Source organism: Thioalkalivibrio sp. ALgr1 (assembly GCF_000378285.1).
GTDB lineage: Bacteria > Pseudomonadota > Gammaproteobacteria > Ectothiorhodospirales > Ectothiorhodospiraceae > Thioalkalivibrio.
In genome coordinates, this window is sequence record NZ_KB905133.1 from 26,980 (window position 1) to 49,658 (window position 22,679).

At 61.7% G+C, this 22,679-nt stretch carries 13 protein-coding genes and 2 pseudogenes; 4 read left to right on the forward strand and 11 right to left on the reverse strand.

Going from position 1 to position 22,679, the window contains the following annotated elements; genetic code table 11:
- Window positions 1–497: 497 nt before the first annotated feature.
- Window positions 498–1,445, reverse strand: a complete 948-nt coding sequence (locus F466_RS0104505) for a LysR family transcriptional regulator (protein ID WP_018875087.1) — start codon at window positions 1,443–1,445, stop codon at window positions 498–500.
- Window positions 1,446–1,529: 84 nt separating this feature from the next.
- On the opposite strand from F466_RS0104505, the gene metE reads away from it, so the two are divergent.
- From metE to F466_RS13130, 3 genes and pseudogenes are all read left to right on the forward strand, one after another.
- Entirely contained in the window at window positions 1,530–3,848 is a 2,319-nt protein-coding gene (gene metE / locus F466_RS0104510) for a 5-methyltetrahydropteroyltriglutamate--homocysteine S-methyltransferase (RefSeq protein WP_018993545.1), read from the forward strand.
- A 603-nt stretch (window positions 3,849–4,451) separates the two neighbouring features.
- Window positions 4,452–4,736, forward strand: a pseudogene (locus F466_RS0104515) (IS30 family transposase); the annotation flags it as partial.
- Window positions 4,737–4,772: 36 nt separating this feature from the next.
- Window positions 4,773–5,654, forward strand: a complete 882-nt coding sequence (locus F466_RS13130; protein WP_018875089.1) for an IS3 family transposase — start codon at window positions 4,773–4,775, stop codon at window positions 5,652–5,654.
- A 123-nt stretch (window positions 5,655–5,777) separates the two neighbouring features.
- On the opposite strand, the gene F466_RS0104525 is transcribed toward F466_RS13130, so the two are convergent.
- The 5 genes and pseudogenes from F466_RS0104525 to F466_RS0104550 form a co-directional block, all read right to left on the reverse strand.
- A complete protein-coding gene (locus F466_RS0104525; RefSeq protein WP_018873758.1) occupies window positions 5,778–6,227 on the reverse strand; it encodes a DsrE family protein in 450 nt (149 codons plus the stop codon).
- Between the two features lie 407 nt (window positions 6,228–6,634).
- Window positions 6,635–7,691, reverse strand: a pseudogene (locus F466_RS13135) (IS3 family transposase); the annotation flags it as partial.
- A 74-nt stretch (window positions 7,692–7,765) separates the two neighbouring features.
- On the reverse strand, window positions 7,766–9,079 hold the full coding sequence (locus F466_RS0104540; RefSeq protein ID WP_018875090.1) for a serine hydrolase: 1,314 nt from the start codon (window positions 9,077–9,079) through the stop codon (window positions 7,766–7,768).
- A gap of 147 nt (window positions 9,080–9,226) precedes the next feature.
- Complete coding sequence (hdhA, locus tag F466_RS0104545) at window positions 9,227–9,994, reverse strand: 7-alpha-hydroxysteroid dehydrogenase (RefSeq protein WP_018174400.1); 768 nt, start codon at window positions 9,992–9,994, stop codon at window positions 9,227–9,229.
- 800 nt (window positions 9,995–10,794) lie between these two features.
- Entirely contained in the window at window positions 10,795–11,694 is a 900-nt protein-coding gene (locus F466_RS0104550) for a cation diffusion facilitator family transporter (protein WP_018174399.1), read from the reverse strand.
- A gap of 91 nt (window positions 11,695–11,785) precedes the next feature.
- Between F466_RS0104550 and F466_RS0104555 the strand changes: the two genes are divergently transcribed.
- Entirely contained in the window at window positions 11,786–12,667 is an 882-nt protein-coding gene (locus F466_RS0104555) for a LysR family transcriptional regulator (protein ID WP_018873755.1), read from the forward strand.
- A gap of 766 nt (window positions 12,668–13,433) precedes the next feature.
- Here the strand turns inward: F466_RS0104555 and F466_RS0104560 are convergent.
- From F466_RS0104560 to F466_RS0104580, 5 genes are all read right to left on the reverse strand, one after another.
- Window positions 13,434–13,973: an META domain-containing protein gene (locus F466_RS0104560; RefSeq protein WP_018174397.1), complete on the reverse strand. Its 540-nt coding sequence runs from the start codon at window positions 13,971–13,973 to the stop codon at window positions 13,434–13,436.
- Window positions 13,974–15,193: 1,220 nt separating this feature from the next.
- A complete protein-coding gene (locus F466_RS0104565) occupies window positions 15,194–16,558 on the reverse strand; it encodes a hypothetical protein (protein WP_231362975.1) in 1,365 nt (454 codons plus the stop codon).
- Between the two features lie 341 nt (window positions 16,559–16,899).
- The gene (locus F466_RS0104570; RefSeq protein WP_018174395.1) at window positions 16,900–18,351 is read right to left on the reverse strand and encodes an efflux transporter outer membrane subunit; all 1,452 of its coding nucleotides are present in this window, start codon (window positions 18,349–18,351) and stop codon (window positions 16,900–16,902) included.
- Window positions 18,344–21,478 (reverse strand): efflux RND transporter permease subunit, encoded by a 3,135-nt coding sequence (locus F466_RS0104575; protein ID WP_018993549.1) that lies wholly within the window; start codon window positions 21,476–21,478, stop codon window positions 18,344–18,346. Before F466_RS0104575 ends, F466_RS0104570 begins: the two co-directional genes overlap by 8 nt.
- Window positions 21,478–22,503: an efflux RND transporter periplasmic adaptor subunit gene (locus tag F466_RS0104580; protein WP_231364676.1), complete on the reverse strand. Its 1,026-nt coding sequence runs from the start codon at window positions 22,501–22,503 to the stop codon at window positions 21,478–21,480. Before F466_RS0104580 ends, F466_RS0104575 begins: the two co-directional genes overlap by 1 nt.
- Window positions 22,504–22,679 lie beyond the last annotated feature (176 nt).

Here is a 22,679-nt window from a genome sequence, read left to right on the forward strand (position 1 = left end):
TCAGCGCTCGATCCGAGAACACGCAATGACCGACTCCCCCACCCTGTCGATGTATTCCGTCCTGCAGCGGCCTTCGATCATTTCAACGAACAGCTGCCTGTCTGATCACGCTGCGCGGCCCCCGCCGGCAGCGGGGCTACTGTACACATCCCCGGATTAGATCCACGCCACAGACCCGCGCCGTGGCCCGAACAGTCTGGCCATGGTCGACCACCAAACGGATCCTCCGCTCTCGACCACGGGGGCCCATTAAGGCATTTTGATGAAGGTTCACGGGGCGTCCTCCTTGGAATCGCTCAGTCGGCAAACTCAGCATCCTTCGGAGTCGTCCCGTAGACCACCTATTGGGAGATCACATCTAGTTCCAGCCGCTAGCGGGCACTCGTACCCCCCCTGTCGGCTCCCCAGCAGGGGACTTATTTTTGGTGCCTCGCGGCCTCCCAGACCCGCTTATCCACCACGAACGTCCGCCACATCCGAAAATCGAGTTGACAGTTCTACGCCCGAGCCTCACGCAAAATGTCGCGCGCAGTCGCGATGAAGTCGAGATTGTGAGGACGCTCCCGGTCTGCACGGCGCATCGTGATGGCAAGGTTGCTCCACAGACCGTCGTGACCAAGCCGGACACGACGGGTCGCGACACGCTCACTCTCTCCCCCGTTGAGCCCCGCCTCCAGCTCGGGCAGGGCCCAATCCGGCAAAACCGCCACACCACGGCGGCTCGCTACCAGTTGCAGCAGCATCGCACTAACCTCGGTCGTCCGGCGCGGGACCGTCACCCCGGCCGGGTGCAGAAAGCGCCGATAGATATCCAGACGCTCCTCGCTGACCGGGTAGGTGATCAGCGTCTCCCCGCGCAGATCCTCAGGCAACACGCAGGGCCGCTCGGCCAACCGGTGGCCGGCCGGCACCACGAGCAGGTTCTCGTACTCCATCAGGTGTACCGACTCGAGTTCGGGATCATCCACAGGGTCGACCGCAACGGCGACATCCACGTCACCGTTGCGCAGGGCGTCCAGTGCCGTGAATCCATGGCTAAGGGTAAGATCCAGCTCCACCTCCGGCCAGTGCCGTCGAAAGGCACCTACCGCCGGCATCAGCCACTGAAAGCAGCTGTGGCACTCCAGCACCAGAAACAGTCGGCCACGTCCGCCGTCGCGGATCTGCACGACATCACGCTGCGCGGCGGTGATCTCGGGCAACACCCGGTCAGCCGCCTGCAGTAGCCGTTCTCCGGCAGCCGATAACCGCACCGGACGCGTTCGGCGTTCGAAGAGGGTCACACCCAGTCGGTCTTCAAGCTGGCGCAACTGATGCGACAGTGCCGACTGAGTTACGCAAAGGCTATCAGCCGCGGCAGTCACACTCCCCAACCGCACGATCTCGCAAACCGCCCGCAGATGCCGGAGCTCGAGTACTCCCGACAGATCATGAGCGGAATTCATGGTGTCTGTGAAGAAATATCGTTTTACTCATGTATCAAGCATGACGAGACTGGACGCCGTGTTCAACCCGGAGTCTATAGATCCATGATCACCACCCATAATCTTGGCTTTCCCCGCATTGGCGCCCGTCGCGAGCTGAAGACGGCTCTTGAGCGTTACTGGAGCGGCAACATCAGCCGCGATCAACTGGAAACCTCGGGCCGCGAGTTACGGCAGCGTCATTGGGCCTGGCAACGCGAAGCTGGCATCCAACAGGTCCCGGTCGGCGACTTCAGTTTCTACGACCACGTGCTGGACATGATGCTGACGCTGGGCGTTCTGCCGGAGCGCTTCCATGCCGCAGCGACCGAGCACCCGCTGGACCTTGCTTTCTACATGGCTCGCGGTCGTTCCCACAACGATGCGTTGCCCGATGTGCCGGCGCTGGAGATGACCAAGTGGTTCGACACCAACTACCACTACCTGGTCCCGGAGCTGACCCTCGAACAAACCTTTGCGGCCATTCCGGACAGACTACGAACGGAGATCCGGGAGGCGCGCGAGATGGGTCTGCAGCCCAAGCCTGTCCTGCTGGGGCCGGTCAGCTTTCTGTACCTGGCGAAAATGAAGGATGACAGGGAGCCACTGGAACTGCTTGACCGGCTCCTCCCGGCCTATCAGGAACTCCTGGAGTGGATCAGCGCAGAGGGGGTTTCTTGGGTTCAGATCGACGAGCCCATCCTCACACTGGATCTGCCCGTCGAGTGGCAGTCGGCGCTAAGGGCGGCTTACGAACGTCTCCACCGTGGCGGGCCACGCCTCTTGCTCACGACCTATTTCGGTGGCCTTGGCAGCCAGCGCGACCTGGCACTGGAACTACCGGTAGCGGGGCTCCACGTGGATGCCGTGCGCGGCGCGATGGAGGCTTCGACCCTCGTGGCCCGGCTGCCGCAGGACAAGATTCTGTCGTTGGGAATCATCGACGGGCGCAACATATGGGCCACCAATCTGGAGGCAGGTCTGGACACTCTGGAGCCCGCCGTCAGCAGCCTCGGTAGTTCTCGCCTGTGGCTCGCGCCCTCCTGCTCGTTGCTGCACGTGCCCGTTGACGTGGAACAGGAAACCGGCATGGACACGGAGGTACGCGGCTGGCTGGCCTTCGCGCGCCAGAAACTGGTGGAGCTGGCGATCCTCCAGCGCGGCTTGACCGAGGGACGCGCGGCCGTCGCCAAAGAGCTGGAACACAGTCGGCGCGTGCACAGCAGCCGCCAGAACGCCGTTCGTACTTGCATTCCGCAGGTTCGGGAACGGGTGGCGGGACTGTCCCCGGATGACGCCCGCCGTGCCCTGGCCTATGAGCAGCGTGCACCGTTGCAACAACGCTCACTCGACCTCCCATTATTCCCGACCACCAGCATCGGTTCGTTCCCACAAACGCAGACCATTCGCCGGGTGCGCCGTGACTACCGCCGGGGTGAGCTAACCCGGGATGATTACCTGCGCACCATGCGCCAGGAGATCGCTCGCGTAATCCGCTTCCAGGAAGACATCGGCATGGACGTGCTGGTGCACGGTGAGCCCGAACGCAACGACATGGTGGAGTATTTCGGCGAGCAACTCGACGGGTATGCCTTTACCCGGCACGGCTGGGTTCAGAGCTACGGATCGCGCTGCGTGAAACCCCCCATCATCTACGGCGATGTGCAGCGTCCCAGTCCGATGACCGTCGACTGGACACGTTACGCCCAGTCCCTCACAAGCAAACCGGTCAAGGCCATGCTCACGGGTCCGGTGACCATGCTGCAATGGGCCTTCGAGCGCGATGACCAGTCACGCGAGGCCACTGCCCTGCAGATCGCCCTGGCGCTGCGCGACGAGATCGCCGACCTCGAGGCCGCTGGCATTGGCGTGATCCAGGTCGACGAGCCGGCGCTTCGGGAAGGGCTTCCCCTTCGACGAGGCGAATGGAATCGCTACCTGGATTGGGCTGCGCGCGCCTTTCGCATTGCCACCTCCGGTGTGGCCGACGTGACCCAGATCCATACCCACATGTGCTACTCGGAGTTCAACGACATCATCGAGGCCATCGCATCCCTGGATGCCGATGTCATCACCATCGAGACTGCCCGCTCGGACATGGAACTGCTGGATGCCTTCGAGCGATCCACCTACCCCAACGAGATCGGGCCGGGTGTCTATGACATCCACTCTCCACGCCTCCCCAGGGTACAGGAGATGGTGACCCTTCTGGAAAAGGCGGCACGCGGGATCCCGGTCGAGCGGCTGTGGGTCAATCCCGACTGCGGACTCAAGACCCGCAGCTGGGACGAGGTCCGTCCAGCGCTGGAGGCAATGGTTGAGGCCGCGCGCGCCATGCGTGACCAGCACCCCGCAACCGAGAAGAAGTCACAGGCCAAAGCTTGACATGCAAATGCCCTTGCGTATGGTTCGCATTTAGCTACACAGCCCGGACAGCTGTGTGTCGCCAAGACGAAAGGTGGGCTTTCAGCCTTTGGTGTCTCCAACCTCCGTTAAGCATTACCGCCGGATGGGTCATCCGGCGGTTTTTTTATGCCACTCTGGCACGAATGCATCCCAAATTCGCTCGACGATCATCCCGACTATGCGCCGCACGGGGTGCATTCCCTAGTGGTGTTTTCTTAACAGGTTGTCGCGCACGGTGTTGGTCCACTGGAACTCGGGCATTTGCCGGGGCTTTCGGCCACCGACGACCGTGGCTACGTGGTGGCACCGAAGCAACCCAAGCCGTCGAATTGCACAGTGCTGCCTGGCGTCCGCTAGGTGCGGTCCCACTTGCCCATGACCTCCGCGCTGAAGGTGACTACCGGGGTAACAGCTTGACCCGTAGTGGATGCCCAGCGACCTTTAGCAATACCGCCGCTACGAGTGCACCTTCTTCTCAGAACCCGCGTGCCGCCCTGCCAGCGCTGCGTTCACCACACAGATAGCCATCATCCACCTGTGCGATCCGGTCGAACATATGGCGTCCCCCCTCGCGACATGTGACGCACCCTGACCTGGGATCGCAGCAGCGAGATGGCCAGCCATAAAGTCTTCATCGCCGAAACGGATGTGAAGGTGTACTTCTATGACCCGCAGAGTCCTTGGCAACGCGGTACCAACGAGAATTCCAACCGCCTGCAGCGCGAGTACTTCCCCAAGGAGACGGAACTGGCCGGCTTCTCACAGACCGGCCTGGATGAACTCGCCCTCCGTCTGAATCGGCGACCGCGGAAAACCTTGGTCTCCCCGGCGGATAAACTCACGGTCACTGTTGCGTCGGCCGGCTGAGCGCACCTCCGCCTTGTTGGCCCGGGAACTGAAGTGATGCATCCCTCCATCAGGGCCTTGATGGAGAAGGCTTCGGTGCAGCGGGTCTGCGATCTGCTGGAGGAAAACCGGGCCGGCTATTACGCGGCGCGGGCGCGGGCCGAACGCCCAAGCGTGCCCTGCGCCGCTGGCGCTCACCTCGAGCGGGTGTTCGCGGCTTCCGGGCGAACCTACGGCAGCCGGCGTCTGGCAAAAGCCTTACAGGCGGATGGCACAGCCGTGGGCCGTTACCGGGTGCGGACGCTGATGCGCGAGCGCGGCCTGCGGCCCGTCTGGCGGCGGCGCTTCGTGGCCACTACGCAACGCGACGACCGGGTCCCGGTCGCCGAGAACCATCTCAACCGCAAGTTCACCCCGGCCGGACCGAACCAGGCGTGGGCGTCCGACATTACCTATATCCCGACCGCCACCGGCTGGAGCTACCTGGCGGTCATCCTCGACCTGTACTCGCGCAAGGTCATCGGTTGGGCCCTCGATCGGCAGATGCCGGCGAGCCAGACCTGCGAGGCCCTGCGCATGGCGCTGGAGCAGCGCCAACCGGAGCCGGGACTGCTGCTGCACTCCGACCAGGGCTGCCAATACACCAGCGCCGCCTGGCGGCGGCTACTGGCCAGGCACCGGATCCAGGCGAGCATGAGCCGCCGGGGTAACTGCTGGGACAATGCCGTCGTCGAGTGCTTCTTCCTGAGCCTCAAGACGGAACGCGTCTGGCAGCGCCGATACGCGAACCACGGCGAGGCGCGGCGGGATTTCGCGGACTACATCGCGCGGTTCTACAACACCGTTCGCATCCACTCGACGCTTGGCTACCTGCCTTCCAGCGACTATGAGCATCCAACGGCAGCCAATCCACCTAACGCGGTATCCGGAATGACTTAACCACCAAATCCAACACCGGGGCTGCCCCTGATGCGACTGGCAACGCTCATCGAGATCCTACCTACGTCCCCCCGATTGTTTCCCAAGGTCGCCTCTTCTTCCATGATTTCTTCCGATACACGCCTATGGTTTCAAGAAAGTGTATCCTTGTCGTTGCAGATACGAAATATGAGCATTACCGCTGACTACGACGTCCTCTTCCGACGCGTCGTACAGGTCGTCATGCAGGCTAATTTGTCTACCTTCCAAGGTATTATTGCAAACCAAGAACCGGACATTCTGCATCTTTAGATTGTCGATGTTCGCTCGAAGATCATCGTCATCTTTCGCCTTGTTAAGGAGGCTTAGTCCGTCTCCACTCAAAACGACTTTTACCTGAATATTGTCGACACCTAATGCATTGACGTGGTTCTGTATGTTCCGCAGGACCATCGTATGCCGATCACTGTCATCATAGTTCACGTCGTAGACCGCCTTATCTTCTCCATAGTCGTAAGTAACGGCAGACGCATTCCCCGAAAATATCAACGCCGTAGTAATCAACAGCAATGGAATAAAGAATATTGTTCTCATGCCTGTCTCCTAACTTATTTAGGTGTAAACGGAACTGGAGGTTCCCATTGTCGCCACTAAAGGGCCACTCCTCACTAGCTGGAGGACCGTTAGAAGAATAGACTGGAACTGGAGGATGTTTATTCCGGCTTATGAGTACCGACATCATTCGATAAGCGTAGGCTTTGTGGCCGCACCCCTGCTCCCGCATCAGGCGCCAGACCCGGTAGCGGCCCACGGTCACGCCTTCCGAGCGCAGCGAAAGACCCCATGCCAACGCCGGGGCAACCCTGATGCGATTCGCTGCGCTCACCCGCATCCTACGATGGGAGCTGGCGCTCGCTGGCGGGCGCGGCACGCCAGGGCCGAGGCCGCGCGCGCCAAGTGTAGTGGTCAAGTGATTTCTGACACCTCGATGGGTGTTTCGGCTGTCCCTTTTTTCGCTCGTAGGCGTTGGGCGACAGGTATCCCAAAGTCGAGTACCTTCGGCGCTCGTTGTACCGGTCTCCGGTCGGCGTTCGGAAGACGTAGAGGTCCAGCACGCCGCGGCGGTAGCCGCCGTTGAACCGTTCGATGAAGCCGTTCTGCATGGGCTTGCCCGGCTGGATGAAGCTCAGTTCCACGCCCCGCTGCTCGGCCCAGTCGGCGATCGCGGCCGAAACGAACTCGGGACCATTGTCGAGCCGGAGTTACTGCGGATAGCCCCACCAGGCCGCAATACGCTCCAGCACCCGGATCACACGGGGTGCGGGCAGATTCAGATCGGTCTCCACCGCCAGCGCTTCCCGGTTGAAGTCATCTACGGCGTTGAAGGTGCGAAAGCGCTGTCCGTCCCACAGCGCATCCGACATAAAGTCCGCTGACCAGCACGCGTTCGGAGCTTCGGTCGATGCCAGAGGTCGTGGCTCCCGTGGTGGCAAGCGGCGCTTGCCCTTACGCCGCAGGTTCAGCTTCAGGGCGCAGTACACGCGCCAGACCCGCTTGTGGTTCCAGGGCATGCCCCGACGTCGGATCAGCTTGAACAGCTTGCCAAAGCCCCGCTCCGGATCGCGTTCCACCCGCTCCTGCAGTAGCGCGACCACCGCATCGTCCCGGTCCGGTTGCTTGCGATACCACACCACCGACCGCGCAACCCCGGCCACCTGACAGGCCCGGCGCTGACTCTGCCCATGCTCCCGCGTCAACGCAGTGACCACACAGCGCTTCTCGTCCGGGCTCGGAGCTTTTTTGGGCAATCACGTCCTTCAGGGCCGTGTTCTCCAGGGCCAGCTCGGCGTACATCCGCTTGAGCCGGTTGTTCTCGTCCTCCAGCTCCTTCAGCCGTCGAACGTCGGCCGCTTCCATGCCCCCGTATTTCGACTTCCACTGGTAGTAGCTCGCTTCCGAGACCCCGATCTCCCGACAGACGTCCTTCACCTTCCGGCCGCCTTCGACCTGCTTCAGCGTCTGGACAATATGGCTTTCCGTAAACCGACTCTCGCGCATCTCGGCCTCCTTGGGCTCTAGTGTGCCCGGAGACCCCCAGTTTTCAATGGGCCAAATTTACGGGAGGGCGACAATCAGCGGGCCGTGTCCTGCCCCATCAGATACTCGGCCAAGACCCGGTAGGCCGGCAGCGAGGTTGCATCGTTAGCCGCGTTGGTCGCCAACGGGTGGGAGGCCAAGCGCACAATTACCATCTCTGCGGACGGGTCGATCCAGATCGTCTGGCCGTGTACGCCGCGAGCGGCAAAGACGCCATGGTCGTCGTGACTTATCCACCACATGCTACGATAACTCCAACCATCAAGGCCTCCGAAGCCGGCCTTAGAGAAGGCTGCCTTGTCACCGCCCTCGCGGATGCGTTTTATGGCCTCCTCGGGCAGCACCTGCTCGTCTCCGAGGCGCCCCCCATCGAGAATCAGCTGGCCCAAACGGCCCAAGTCTCGCAGGGTGGCGTTGAAGCCACCGCCTGCGAACGGCGTACCGATCGAATCTACGGTGAAAAAGGCCTCTCGCTCCGCCCCTATCCGCGACCAAACCCGCTCAGCCAGCCAATCGGCGACACTCTTTCCGGTGGCCCGAGAGATGATCCATCCCAAAGCATCGGAGTTGATGGTGCGATAGCCGAAGGCCTCTCCGTGCTCACCAGCCTTCTCTACAGTCTCAAGGAACGCGAAGTAACCGCGAGGCCCATCGTAATCTGCTGGCGGCGGCAGCGGGCTGCCAGCTTGAGCATAAGCCCATACGTCGGCCTCGGGGTCAGAGTAATCCTCTGAAAAGTCGAGCGCGGTGGTCATATCAAGCACCTGGCGCAGAGTGGCGTCGCCAAAGGCGCTGTCAGCGAGCTCCGGCACCAGTTCACCAACGCGAGCCTGTTCATCCAGTGTGCCCTCAGCCACTAGCGTCTCGCCAATCAACCCTGTGAGCGACTTGGTAACCGACATCACCCCATGCAGGGTGTGTTCATCCAGACAGCCGGCGTAGCGCTCGTACACCACCCGACCTTGGTGAAGCACTAGCAGACCGTCGGCGTGATTCACGTCGAAGGCTTCACTCCACGTCATCAACTCTGAACCGTCGGAGGGCTGGAATGTCAGGTCATCAATCGCGGGGTCGGATGCATAGGGCAAGGCCCGAGCACCCTCGGGCCCAGACCGCACACCGACGGTGGGCATCAACTCACGGAAGTGGCAGACCGTCCACTTGAGCTTATCGCCGACGAAGTAATCGTCATCGGTGAAACGGATAGTGCGATCCTCCGGTGGCGGGAAGCCCTGCATCCAATCCATTGGTGCTACCGTTTCGACACCGGCGGCTGAAGTCGGTGGCGCCAAGGCTGCCCCGATCACGAGCAGGGTCGGGATAAGTGCTGCGTTCGTGGTTCTGATCATGATGTGCTCCGATTGGCGTTGGATGGCCACGGCGCACCGGCAATCGCCCGTCCGATCAGTTGCCAGGTAGGCGCGCGGAAGGGACACCGTGCAGTATGATGGCTTCGCAACGCAGATTGTGACGGATACCACGCCAATTTCATCGGGTTAATCCAGTTCCTGTACCCCTCCACCCGAAACGGTAAGGATCTGACCGCTGATCCAGCTGGAAGCCCGAGAGCACAGGAATAGTGCCGCATTGGCAATATCCTCAGGCTCGCCGAGTCGTTTTAGGGGAGTACGGGCAAGCATGCGCTGCTCAATCTCGTCGTTGAGCACCGACATCAGCGCCCTGGTGCGAGTGGCTCCCGGCGCGATGCCGTTGATGCGGATGTTTTTTGGGCCAAGATCAAAGGCGATGTTACGCACCAAGTGGCTGGCGGCGGCCTTCGAGGAGCCATACGCTGCCATGTGTTGGTTCCTATTCTCGGCCGACATCGAGGTAATGGCGAGAATCGCGCCACCGCCGACCCTCTCCATCTCAGGCGCGGCCAGCTGGGCAAGGCGAAACAGCGGAAACACGTTCAGGTCATAGGCGCGACGAAAGTCCTCCATAGGCATGTCGAAGGGCTTGGGTCCACCGCCGCCGGCGTTGCTGACCAAGAGCGTTAGCTTGCCGAAGGCCTCTACCGGTTTGGCCACCGCTGCGGCAAGATCCTCTTCTCTGGTAACGTCACATGCCATGCTGGTCGCACGACCACCTTCGGCCTCGATACCTTCGGCTACCGCAGCGGCCGCAGCGGCATCCAGATCGCTGACGACTACTGCAGCTCCGGCCCGGGCGAAACTTTCGGCTATGGCTCGGCCGATTCCGGCGCCGGCCCCTGTAACAAGGGCGGCTTGACCGCTCAACGCGAAAAGCTGGGGATCGTACATAAAAACCTCCGATATAGCGATGAGGGGGAAGTTACCAAGTCAAGCTTGCTTGGCTCTGGCTCATCATCTACCCCTCTCTACGAGTCGAATCTGAGAGCAGATTAACTTCTTGTAGTGGTCGGGTGATTTCCTGCTCTCAAGAATTGTTGGGGCTGCCCACTTACGCTCGCATGCGTTGAGCGACAGTTAGCTCAGGTTCGCGCGCCTTCGGCGCTCGTTGTAGTAGCCAACGATGTAAACCGTGATGCTTCGGTGAGGCTCTCCCTGGTTAGCCTGATACTTCCTTCAAGCCCGCGCGGGTCCGTATGTAGGTGATGTCCGCCACACAGGCCGCGTTCGGGCACGCGGCTGGAACTGCTTGTCCAGGTATTTCGCCACCACATCCTCCGGCTCGTCCCGCTGCGCCGTGACCCCGAACCCCCGCTTTCAGACCCGGCACAGCCCATCCTCCCCCATCAGATGGCGGACCCGATAGCAGCCGACCTCAACATCGTCCATCCGCAGCTCCGACTGCACACGGCTTCTGCCAACGGGCCACCCACACTGTTCGCACGTCTTTTTGCCCCAGTGCAAGGCCGGCGCGGTCGCCGGCCGCACGTCTGCAATGCCCAGTAGCCCGACCGGTTCATCTCCAGCAAACCGCAGAACCGCTGCTCCGAGGCCTTTTTTGGAATGACCTTGCCCTCACAGCCGGCGGTTCTCTTCCTCCAACTCCCAGATCCGGCGCTGCACCGGCGTCAGGGGCCGGCCATCGCCGGCCTCCGCGGGCCTTCCAAGTCCGATGGTAGGACTCAACTGCCCTAGGGCCCAGCCTCAACGACCCGTTCCGCCTTACGACCCTCCGTGTGGATGACGACCACCGGACGGACAGGCAAGTCGGCTAATAAACGGTAAAGCCGGATACGCAACCGCTCGGCTCTCCGCATGTCCCTTGCGGGCAACCGAATCTCCAGAAGGAGGTACGGCCCAACCTTCGTATAGCGTGCCTGCCGGGCCGGCACTGCCGCCTCATTCAGAGCCGTGATCACCCGGGCTCTCAGCTCAGCCGGCGGGGCAGCCAGAACCAGCTCGCGTACAGCTTCCAAGGTCATCTTCAGCGGTACACCAATGAAGTATCCAGCCACCAGGAGCACCATGACCGGATCCGCATAGACGGCATACTCCGAAAATGCGGTGCGCTCCAGCAACACCGCCAGGCCGAAGCCCGCAAGGACGGCCGCACTCAAAAGCGTATCCATAAGCCACTGGCGGCGCTCGGCAGAGACCAACCCGCCGGGGGTACGAACCTGCACCCAGCGCAGATAACCCCACACGACCACACAGGCCACTGCGCTAATGGCCGCGAATAACATGGCCATGCCCGTCTCCACTACGCGACCGCCGGTCAACAGCGCGTGCAAGGCCAATGCAATCGACAACAGGGAAACCAGCGCAATAGTCAGCCCCTTCACGGTAATAACCAGTGGTTCAATCGCGGCACGACCGAAGGGGAAACGCTGGTTTGCTGGCCGCCGCACAACCCGTGCGGCGTACACCGAGAGCAGCGACAGCACCAGACTTACAAGGGAGTACGCCCCGTCGAACAGGATCACCAGGGAGTTAACCCACAAGCCCCAAACGATACCCCCAAGGGCAAACATGCCGGCCATGGTGGCAGACAGATACAGCGCCGTTTTTTCCCGCGCCCAGAACGAACTCATGATGACCTCCCATTGAATTGCTGGCTATTCTAGGGAGCCCAATTCAATAATGTGAGTCGCTGAGCGACGGGTTTTCCGTCACCATGAGGCTATGAAAGACAGCCAGATCGAAACGTTTCTCGCCGTGGTGGAACAGGGCAGCGTCGCGGCCGCCGCACGCACCCTCGGCCGCAGCCGCACCACGGTGAGCACCGCCTTAAGCGCGTTAGAAGACGAACTGGGGGTGGTGCTGTTCGAGCGCAGCGGCAATCAACTCCACCTCACCCCGGTGGGCGGCAGCATCGTGACCGACTGCCAGCGCCTGCAGCAAGTGGCCGGGCAGATCCACGCCCGTTGCCGGCACCACATGAGCGGTGCCGAATCGGCGCTGCGCATCGCCCGCGACGACGCCATCCCTGAGGCTACGTGGCGGGACCTGCTGCGTCGCCTGAAGAACGCATTTCCGCATACCAGCGTATCCGTTTATCTGGCTCCACCCCGGGAGCTGCCGGAGCTTGTGGAACGCCAGGCCGTGGATGTGGCCTACGGCTTGATGCCCCAGTTGCTCACCGTGGGCTACCAGTGGTTTCGAGAGCTCGCAGACGTGCGCATGCTTACGGTCACCGCCACCGACCATCCACTGGCAGCCCTCCCCCGGGTCACGCAGGACGACCTCGTCGGACATACGGAGATTGTCATGGCCTATTTGGACAGGGACGGCCTGATCCCAGAGTCTCCCGACACTGACAACTACCTCGCCTTCACGCAGTACGAACTGATCCGCGACGCAGTGATCGAGGGTTCCGGCTGGGCCGATTTACCCTTTCCGCTCATCAGCAGCGCCCTGCGCCAGGAACAACTTCGCACAATCCCTCATCCGGCCGCTAAGTGGTGGAAGACCTTCTGCGTACTGGAATCCGAACAGGCCCACGGAGGTCCCGTGGTGACCTGGCTGGCCAATGAGCTGGAAACCTACCTGACCCGAATCAACTGAGAGCACGAATTCAACGGTGTCGTATTGCCCTGATCTTCTCCTGCGCCCCTGTGGCTCCGGTACCTGTTCGATCAACTCCGTTCTCACGTTGAAGAAGAGGCGGTCGGCCACCGCATAGCCCCAGCACTAAATTCGCCGGCTCGAAATGCAGCGGACGCCATACTGCGACAGAAGATGCCGCCAGACGTCGCTGGTACACTAACCGGGTCGGTCGGCTTGAACCAGAGCCCCGGCTCGTGTTCCTGACTGTGCAGCCCCATCCCACAACAGCGCCGCCTGGACGCGGCGGCTGCCGTACGACTACCCCCGACTGATCGAGCGCCACCATGACCCGCTGTGCTAGCACACAAGGCCGGCGCGGCCGCCAACCGCACGTCGGTGCCACGTCGCAGCCCGACCGGCTCACCTCCGGTAGATCGCAGACGCACTTCAGTTAAGTCTTCTCCCTCAGAGCACTGATGCAGCGCTGCATTACTTCAGTTCCCTGGAGTGGAAGGGGATTGCGCGTCTTCTAGGGTCTACCTGCCCCCCTAGCCGGCGGTTCTCTGACTCCAGCCCCGGGGCCACCGCTGATCCGGCGTCAGGGGCCGACCATCGACGGCGCCCCGGATGGATCTACCTTGGGTTGCTCGACCCAGCGACGAGCCGTCGTTTCGCCGACCCCGGGCCCCCTGACGTCTCCCCGATCAGTTCCACGTCATTCCACCGCTCGAGGTGCCCACGACAGTTGATCAACACACCCGGAAGCGTCAGAAGTCCCTTCCACTCACTGGAGGTGCACCGCCTCGAAGCGAGCACGTGCCTCACCATCACCGTCGATGAGCGTCAACATTTCGCCGTCGATTTGCCAGCTGGCGACGTCGCCAAGAGCATCGAGAAATTTTCTCTCGAACTCCATGATGGCGGCGGGGCAGGCCATCATGGTGGTGGCCACCTGGCCAAAGCTTAGCTGGTCACGGTCAAGTTCATACCCACCCATCATGCGGTTGCAACCGGTGGCGCCTGCCAGGCGAGCATCTTCAGCGTGCAGCACCAAGTGTGCCTCGCGTGCCTCTTCTGTAGCCACCGCCTCATCCTCTCCCAGGGTCACCAGCTTCCAGTAAGTATTCTCCAGGCGCTCCGTGTCGCCGCTCCCATCTGTCGGTGCATCAAGCCCAGCACACCCACCCAAGAGCAAGATGCCAGCCAAAAGACCTACGAGACTCCAGTTCTGTTTCACCGCAACCAGTCCATTACCATTCACGAGCTCTATGAGACCACACAGAGGAACAAGGTTCCACATGGGCGATGGCATCAGCGTAAGCATGCGCAGTGCCCCTCCCAGAATAAAAGCCGTGGCGCGCGCCCCTAACGTTCAGAGTCACACTATTGGCCGGGGACTCGTCATACGACTCGGGAAGGCCTGCCCTTGGCCCTGCGCGAACCATCGACCCGCGAGTGGCCAATAAACGGCAAGGATTCTAAGTGACCCACCCGGGGAACGTGACACTTACCAAATCCGCCGCACGTATTTAGTTCGGGCCGTTCTCGCAAGGACCTCGCTTATAGCATCGACCTCGAGAGGGCCCTGCAGAAAAGCGCCATTTGCTTTTTCGGAACCCCGGGCCTATGGTTGGCCTTAAGGTTCCACCTACCGCGAAATATGTCGCTCTACTAACCGATCATTCAGGCTTGGTAGCACCGATGGAAACGTACCTTATCGTCCAGTTCCGTCCTTCCCTGACCTTTCCGGTCTAAGCCGGACGCGGCATCGCGTCCGGCTATCCGATCTCCCAACCGAAGCTGTCGTCTGACTTTTCATATAAAAGTCGGGCCGGGCTCGTTATGTCTGCACAATCTGCGGAAATGGAGCACGAAGTGTATCAAGCATCTTCCCAATGGTATCCGCACAACCCGCTCGGATCCGGTCGCGCAACACAGGAACAGCGTTCACTGCGGGCGGAACTCAGAAATCTCGGAGAATCCCACGCCAATCTCGTCACGGCTTCGCACGGACAACGTGCGAATCGCGCCAGCGTAAGGATGCTCAATCTCACAGACATAAGGACGGCGCACCCTGGGCCTTTGCATCCTGCGCGTATCGCCCGAACGAGTAGCCAAATCTCTAAGTTCCGGCGTCTTTGGGGCACGCCCCAAACGCCCGAGGAGGCGGATCTCGATCCAGTCCGCCTCGTACAAGGCTACTTTACTAACCGCGTTTTCGGTCCTAGCTCCGGGCACACACCGGCACGATCAAGCGACCGAAACACTCTCGTCGTGCCGTCCTAGCAATGCCCCCGAGGCGCACCCGAACACTGACAACATCACTCTACAGGAAAGAATCATGAGCAAAGAAAAACCGAAGAAGAAGGCCCAAAAGAGTCTCAAGGAACGACGGCAGGAAAAACGGGAACGGAAAGATGAGCCATCCAAATCCTGACTGACCCGGACAATGGGAACCGCGCCGGGTCGCGCTTGCACTATGAACTCCACCGGTGAGGCGCAAGGACGCGCCATATCACCCGCCTGCAAGGGGCCATACCGGCCTCACCCCCCTGCCGCAGGCCAGTCCGCTTCCCTAGATTCGCACTGTGTGATTCCAGACCCTGACAGGGTAACGCGCCACCGTTGCGCCCTTGTCTCAGGATCACCCGGACCCGCGCACACCACGAGCAAGGTGTAGATATGCTGCCGCTCGATGTCATGGGCCTGAACTCCGTCCTGCATCGCTTCACCAATCTTTCCGGAGTACAACCGCTTCTGTCCACCTTCGACTAGCTCGCACAGGGGTCCTAGGTCCAGCCCCACCACCTCCTGGACGTGGCCCTGGTTCAATGCCTTCGGTTCCAACATCAGACGTGCCCTGTAGAGGACCGTTTGCATCTCCTCACCAATCTGCCCCCTGCCCGCATTGCGCCTGACCTTGCTTGGTAGGCCCGCCTGAGGCAAGTAATCAAACCAAGTCAACTGTGCACCCATCCTCTCGTCGGTCAGCGGCTTCAGAATTTGCGTCCTCGCCAGAGGTCTTCCTTTGAGAAGCCACCCCGTGATCCTGTTGACCATTTCGTCATGAAGATAATCTCGAAGCGCGTGAATCAGCGCAATCATGATCAGCAGCGTAATTGTCAGCCTGTGCACTGCCCTTATCGTGTGGAATATAAGCACAGTAAATAAAGTCATTATCACCATCGTGTAGAGCGCCTTCACTGCCCTGTATGTGGCGCGCCACAAATCGGTGGTTCGGGTCTTCGTGACGACAGAGTGCTCCAGCAATTTGTGGTACAGCGCCATCCGGTGCCACACTTGCGTCGGTGAGCCCCGGAAATCCGCCAAATATCCCTGCCGCTCTCTGTATTGACGCTCCGCAGCCAGATAGGCTCGGACGCGTCCGCTGTATGGTTCTCCCAAATTGGAAAACTGGGGCTTGCTCGCGCATTCCAAGAAAAACTGTTCCGAGTACCATGAGAAATATATGTCCATTCGTCTGAAGTATGACAGCTGCGCTTTACTCTCAGGGGGAAACTGTCGCAATCTGCGCGCTAAGTTCTCGCTCAGCTTAAGTGCGCGTTTCACAATCTCCTCGGAATTATCGCTGTCTTCGAATCGCTGACGAAGGTGATCTATGGAAGCTTGGTAACGGGACAGCCAAGTGCCACATAAAACTTCGTAGTGCGGCGACAGCAGAGAAATTGATGTATCCGCTAGGCTTGCCTTATCTTCAGCAGGCAGGCCTAGCATCCGAAATCCATGACGCCAGCGGTCCGGTACCGCCTTCGTCCCGCCAAGAGCGCGTTCGAGAGTCCCGCGATCATGAGGCGTAAACAGGTAAAGGGTAACCTCGTGTTCGCCCCCCTTCTGCAGGACTCTCTCGAGCTGCAGCCCATGCTTTCCTTTTCGTCTCAGCGTGAACAACTAAAAAACCCTCGCGATGACGGTGCGCCTCCGCAGAAGCGCGGCATACACTCCTGAATAATCCGTACAGCTCCCCAATCTGGGGCTCGGGTGTCCGATTTGGCGAAGCGGCGCCCTCGCGCCGACCCGACATCTCGAAGCATGAGAAACCTCATCCTCCGTCCGATGCACCTAATCTTCACCTATTCCTAGGCTCCCATACCCGCAAGAAGGCCTCTTAAGCTCCCGGACGAATAGTCGAATGTCTATTGTGTCGACAGATTGAACTCACCATTCGCGTGTCCACGCGCAAGTTAAGGCCAAAATCTCGCGGTCAGCGGTCAGCGGTCAGCGGTCAGCGGTCAGCGGGCATCGGCACCCTCAGCATCAAAGACGTGCGCTGTGTGTCCTTCCCAGCCAGCCCCTCCCATGGCCTTGAACAGAGTGGCCGTTGCGGTCAGGCGGTCCCGAGCGGCCTCAACTGCCGTCAGCTCCGCCTCAAGCAGAGCCCGTTCGGCGTCGAGCAGCTCGAACCGCCCGGTCAGCCCCTCGTCATACTGTAGCTGGGACATGTCACGGGTATCCTCGATGGCCTCGAGCTGGCGCCCCACGGCTTCTATGCGGTCACTGCTCATGTCGTAGGCGATCAGGGCGTCGCGGACCTCGCGAAACGCGGTGGTTACGGTAATGTTGTACTGGGTCTCCGCCTGCGCCCGTAGAGATTCCGCCGTCTCCACCTGCGCTCGACTGCGCCCAAAGTCGAACAACGGCCCACCGACCGAGGCGCCCAGCCCCCAAGTCTCGGAGGGTCCGGTGAATAGGTCGCCGGTGGCCGTGGCGGCGGTGCCGAGAACGGCCGAGAGCCTGACCTGCGGAAGCCGGTTCGCCTCGGCGATGCCGATTTCGGCGGTGGATGCCATCAACCCCGCTTCGGCGGCGCGGATGTCCGGTCGACGGCGGAGGATGTCGGCGGGCGTGTCTTCGGGCATGGCATCCGGTAGGCCCAACTCGCGCAGACGGCCTTCGCCGAAGTCCAGCTCGCCGAGCAGCTCGCCCGGCTGCGCACCCACCAGCACGGCGAGCGCGCTCTCCAGGGTCATGACCTGTTCACGCATCGGCGGCAGGCTGGCGCGGGTGGCCTCCAGATCCGATCGGGCCTGGCGCACAGCCAGCGCATCGGCACTGCCCTCCTCGTAGCGCGCCTCCTCAATGTACAGAGACCGCTGCCGTGAGCGGACCGTCTCCTCGGTCAGGACGAGCTGTTCCTCCGCGGCACGCAGGCTGATGTAGGTGGTCACTACGTCGGTAGCGACGTTCAGACGCACGGCATCGCGGCTGAAAGCGGACTCCAGCAGCATGGCCTCGGCGGCCTCCCGCTGGCTGGCGAGCCGGCCCCAGAGGTCCAACTCGTAACCGAGCATGCCCGAGACCGAAAACAGGTTGCCGGTGCCTGCAGTGCCCGGGAGCGGTGAGGTCGCCTCGGGCTGGCGTTCCCGCGCGGCTTCTGCCTGGGCATCCACCGTCGGCATGCGTTCGGCATCCGCCAAGCCAAGGCGGGCGTGGGCCTCCATCACCCGCTCGGCCTGCAACCGCACATCCAGGTTCTCTCCCAGGGCACGCTCCACCAGGTCGTCCAGTTCCGGATCGTCAAAGTGCGTCCACCACTCCTGCCAGTCGGCATCTTCGGCGGTGTCGAACAATTCGTGCTCCGGCCACTCATCGGGCAGGTCGGTTTCCGGCCGCTCGTACTCGGGTCCCACGGCGCAGCCCGTGATCAGGATCGTGGTGGCAGCCAGACTCAGTAGCTTACGCATGGGCTGCCTCCTTGCGTCGCCCGCGCCGCCCCTTCTGCCATGTGGCCAGGTCCTCCAGCAGTTTGTAGAACAGCGGCACGAACAGCAGCGCCAGGGTGCTGGCGGCGATCATGCCGCCCACCACCACGGTGCCAATCTCTTGGCGGCTGACTGCCCCGGCACCGGTGGCAAACACCAGCGGCAGGGTGCCGATGATGAACGTCAGCGCGGTCATCATGATGGCGCGGAAGCGCTGGCGGGCGGCCGCGAGTGCGGCGTCCAGAGACGACATGCCCTGGCTTCGGTTCTGGGCCGCGAACTCCACGATGAGAATGGCGTTCTTTGCCGCCAGACCGATTAGCACCAGCAGCCCGATCTGGAAGTAGATGTCGTTGGGAAAACCCCGCAGCGCCGAGGCAAGCGCCGCCCCGAACACAGCGAACGGAACTGCGGATGCGACGGCAATTGGCAGAGTCAGACGCTCATACTGGGCCACCAAAATGAGGAAGACCATGATCAGCCCCAAGGCGAAGGCAATGCCGCCGGCAGCCTCCGCCGCCTGGAGCTGGTAAGCCTCTCCGGTCCAACCGAGCAACTCATTGTCCGACAGCACCTCCGCTTCCACCGCCTGCATGGCGGCCAGGGCATCGCCGGTCGTATAACCCGGCGCCGGATCCGCCATGATCTTCGCCGCCGGATAGACGTTGAAGCGATCAATAATGTCGGGCCCGGTAGTGCGCTCCAGCGTCACCAGCGAGCTCAGCGGCAGCATGTCACCATCGTCATTACGTACGAAGACCCGCCGGAGGTCGTCCGGGTGACTGCGGTAGGCGCTCTGGGCCTGCATGTTCACCTGCCAGTTACGCCCCTCAAAGGTGAAATCGTTGACGTAGTCGGCCCCAAACGTGCTCTGCAGGGCGCCGAACACCTGGTCGATGGGCACGCCCGCGGCGCGCGCCTTCTCCCGGTCAACCTCGGCGTGGTACCGCGGAATACTCGTATCCAAGGTAACGTTCACGTTGGCCAACTCCGGGCGTTCGTTGGCGGCGGCGACGAAGCGCTCGCCAATTGCTTGGATTTCTTCCGGTGACTCGTCACCACGCACTTGCAGAAATCCTTCTACGCCACCCGTCAGTGACAGGCCCTGGATGGGAGGCGGTACAAAGGCGAGGATATTGCCCTCCTGCATCTGCGCCCCCATGCCCATGAACCGGTTTGCGAGGCCCTGAGCATCTTGTCCCTCGCCGGTGCGCTCGCTCCAATCCGCTAGCGTGAGAAATCCGACACCCGCATTGGGGCGCAAAGCGCCGGCGATCATGTCGAAGCCGGCAAAACTCACCACCTCGTCCACCTCATCCATGCCGACCAGCCGGTCGGTCACGGCGTCCCGGAAGGCCTCGGTACGCCCCAGTGACGCGCCGGCGGGCAGCATGGGAGCCACCAGCACGAAACCCTGATCCTCCTGTGGCACGAGGCCATCAGCCATGCGCGAGAGGGTGAAAAGAGCCACCCCGATCACGGCAACGAAAGCCAGTACGCCCACAACGGCATGACGCAGGAAGAAGTGCACGACACGGACGAACCCATTGGTTAAACGGTCGAACCCGGTATTGAACCAACGCAGCGGCGCCACCGGCTCCTTGAGCGGTTTGTCCAGCAAAATGGCGCACATGGCGGGGGTTAGGGTAAGGGCAACGACGGCAGAGATCACCACCGAGACCGCAATGGTGATAGCGAACTGCTGGTACAGCTCACCGGTCAAGCCACCGAGAAAAGCCACGGGCGCGAACACCGCCACCAGCACCAGGGTGGAAGCCACCACTGCCCCGGAGACCTGCTTCATGGTCTCCACGGACGCGTGGTAGGCCGACAAGGCCTTCTCCTTGATGAGCCGCTCGACGTTCTCCATGACGATTATGGCGTTATCCACCACCACGCCAATGGCCAGGATGAGCCCAAACAGCGTCAGCAGGTTGACCGAAAACCCAAGTGCCTGCATGCCTGCGAACGTGCCGATTAGGGAGACGGGTATCGCCGCCAGCGGGATAAGCGTGCTACGCAGGTGCTGCAGGAATAGAAACGTCACCGCCATCACTAGCAGCAGCGCGATGACCAGGGTTATCAACACCTCCTGGATGGAGGCCTCAATGAAATCGGTGGTGTCGTAAGGGACCTCGTACTCAAGGCCCTCGGGGAACCGCGGTTCCATCTCCTCCAGCACGTCACGGACCCGCGCCGCCGTATCCACCGCGTTGGCTCCCGGTTGCAGATACACGCCAATGGGAACAGTGGGCTGGCTGTTGTAGGTGGCGGAGAAATCGTAGCTCTGAGCGCCAAGCTGAACATTGGCCACCTGCCCCAAGCGCAGAGACTGCCCGTCGGCGTCGCTGCGAATGATGACGTCCTCGAAATCTTCAGGGTCGGTCAGCCTGCCTGGCGTGCTGACGCTGAAGGTAAAGGCTTGATCGCCCTCAGCGGGCTGAGCGCCAATGCGACCCGCAGCGAACTGCGCGTTTTGCTCCCGCAGGGCCGAGGCAATGTCCGACGAGGTAAGCTGGTACTGCGCCATGCGCTCCGGATCAAGCCACACGCGCATGGAATAGTCTTGGGCACCGAACAGCGACGCGTTCCCCACACCCGGGAGACGGACCAGTTCGTCGATAACGTTGAGCAGCGCATAGTTGCTGATGTCCACGTCATCCATGCTGCCGTCCTTGGAGAATAGTGCTAGGACCTGCAGGATATCCGTGGAGCGGGCTTCAACTCGCACGCCCTGTTGCTGCACTTCTTCTGGCAGACGTGCCAGCGCGCGCTGGACCCGGTTGTTGACGTTGATCGCCGCCTGGTCTGGGTCGGTACCCATGTCAAAGGTCACTACCAGCTGGATCGTGCCGGCGTCGGTGCTACTCGATTCCATGTAGATCATGTCGTCGACGCCGTTGATCTCCTGCTCCAGAGGCGCAGCCACGGACTCGGCGATCACTTCGGCACTAGCGCCCGGGTAACTGGCCTCGACCACGATTTCCGGCGGCACCACGTCCGGGTACTGTTCCACGGGCAGCGTGGCCAATGCCGCGCCGCCCATGATGAGTATGATGATGGAGACCACCGAGGCGAACAGCGGCCGGTCGATGAAGAAGCGGAACATCAGGTGCCCTCCTCATCGGTTATATCCACCGGTGCGCCGTCGCCGACAGAGGCGTGGCCGTTGATGATGACCCGGTCACCGTCGTCGAGACCGCTCAGCACGACCTGGTCACCGTCGACTACTCGCCCGAGCTCCACGGCGCGGGCACTGGCGTTGCCGTCGTCGTCCACCACATAGAGCAGGGGTCCGTCGGAACCTTCGCTGATGACCGTCTCCGGTACGCGGAACACGTCGTCCAGGGTCTCCAGAACCACGCGGATCCGCACGAACTGGCCGGGGATTATGGCGCCGTCCGGGTTGTCGAACACCGCTCGGGCGGTCACCGAACCGGTCCCGTGGTCGATGGTGCTGGCGGTGAAGTCCACTACTCCGTTCTGATCGTACTCACCCCCCTCGGGCAGCAGCAGCGCCACCTCACGGCGGTAGTCCTGGTCGTCACCGTCGGCGGCGCGGGCGCGCCGCGCGGTGCGCTGGATAGCGGCATCGTCCTCTGGGAGGGCAAAGCGCACATGCACCGGGTCGTGTTGCACAATTGTAGTAAGCTGCGTGCCTGGATCCAGCAAGCTGCCTTCCGGCACCGCTTCCAGGCTTGTGACACCGGAGACCGGTGCCTCCACCGTTGCGTAATCCAGTTGCAGGCGCGCTTGGGTGACATGCGCCTCCGCCAACGATACGCCAGCTCGTGCGAGTGTCACGGCGGATCGAGCTGAGTCGCGCTCCCGCTCGCTGATGGCATCACGTTCATACAGCCGCTCAATCCGGCGCCACTCACGCTCGGCTTCTTCCAGGTCGGCCCGGGCAGATTCCCGCTGAGCTGCTGCCTCCTCTAGCCGCGCTTCGAACGGCTCCGGGTCTATGCGGAATAGAGCGTCGCCCCGTTCAACCAACTGTCCCTCCTGGTACAGCCGCTGTTCGAGAATGCCCTCGACCCGGGCGCGAACCTCCACCTCTCGTGCCCCGTGGACGCGACCGGCGTAGTCCTGATGCACATCCACCGTCACTGGAGACACGGCGACGACGGTCACAGGCTGACGTGGCTGATCCGATTCGCCGGGACCCAGTTCGTCCCCAGAACAACCGCCCAGCAACAAAGCAGCAAACATTGGTACGCCAACGGCCACGATACGCCGGCCGTGGTTCTTTATTCGGAAGGTGGCCATCGCTGGCTTCTCCAGTTGTGTTCAGTCTTAGATGTGATGTG

Coding starts and splice junctions, on each gene's coding strand:
- F466_RS0104505 (WP_018875087.1), bottom strand. CDS start 1,445: ATGAATTCCGCTCATGATCTGTCGGGAGTACTCGAGCTCCGGCATCTG.
- metE (WP_018993545.1), top strand. CDS start 1,530: ATGATCACCACCCATAATCTTGGCTTTCCCCGCATTGGCGCCCGTCGC.
- F466_RS13130 (WP_018875089.1), top strand. CDS start 4,773: ATGCATCCCTCCATCAGGGCCTTGATGGAGAAGGCTTCGGTGCAGCGG.
- F466_RS0104525 (WP_018873758.1), bottom strand. CDS start 6,227: ATGAGAACAATATTCTTTATTCCATTGCTGTTGATTACTACGGCGTTG.
- F466_RS0104540 (WP_018875090.1), bottom strand. CDS start 9,079: ATGATCAGAACCACGAACGCAGCACTTATCCCGACCCTGCTCGTGATC.
- hdhA (WP_018174400.1), bottom strand. CDS start 9,994: ATGTACGATCCCCAGCTTTTCGCGTTGAGCGGTCAAGCCGCCCTTGTT.
- F466_RS0104550 (WP_018174399.1), bottom strand. CDS start 11,694: ATGAGTTCGTTCTGGGCGCGGGAAAAAACGGCGCTGTATCTGTCTGCC.
- F466_RS0104555 (WP_018873755.1), top strand. CDS start 11,786: ATGAAAGACAGCCAGATCGAAACGTTTCTCGCCGTGGTGGAACAGGGC.
- F466_RS0104560 (WP_018174397.1), bottom strand. CDS start 13,973: ATGCTTACGCTGATGCCATCGCCCATGTGGAACCTTGTTCCTCTGTGT.
- F466_RS0104570 (WP_018174395.1), bottom strand. CDS start 18,351: ATGCGTAAGCTACTGAGTCTGGCTGCCACCACGATCCTGATCACGGGC.
- F466_RS0104575 (WP_018993549.1), bottom strand. CDS start 21,478: ATGTTCCGCTTCTTCATCGACCGGCCGCTGTTCGCCTCGGTGGTCTCC.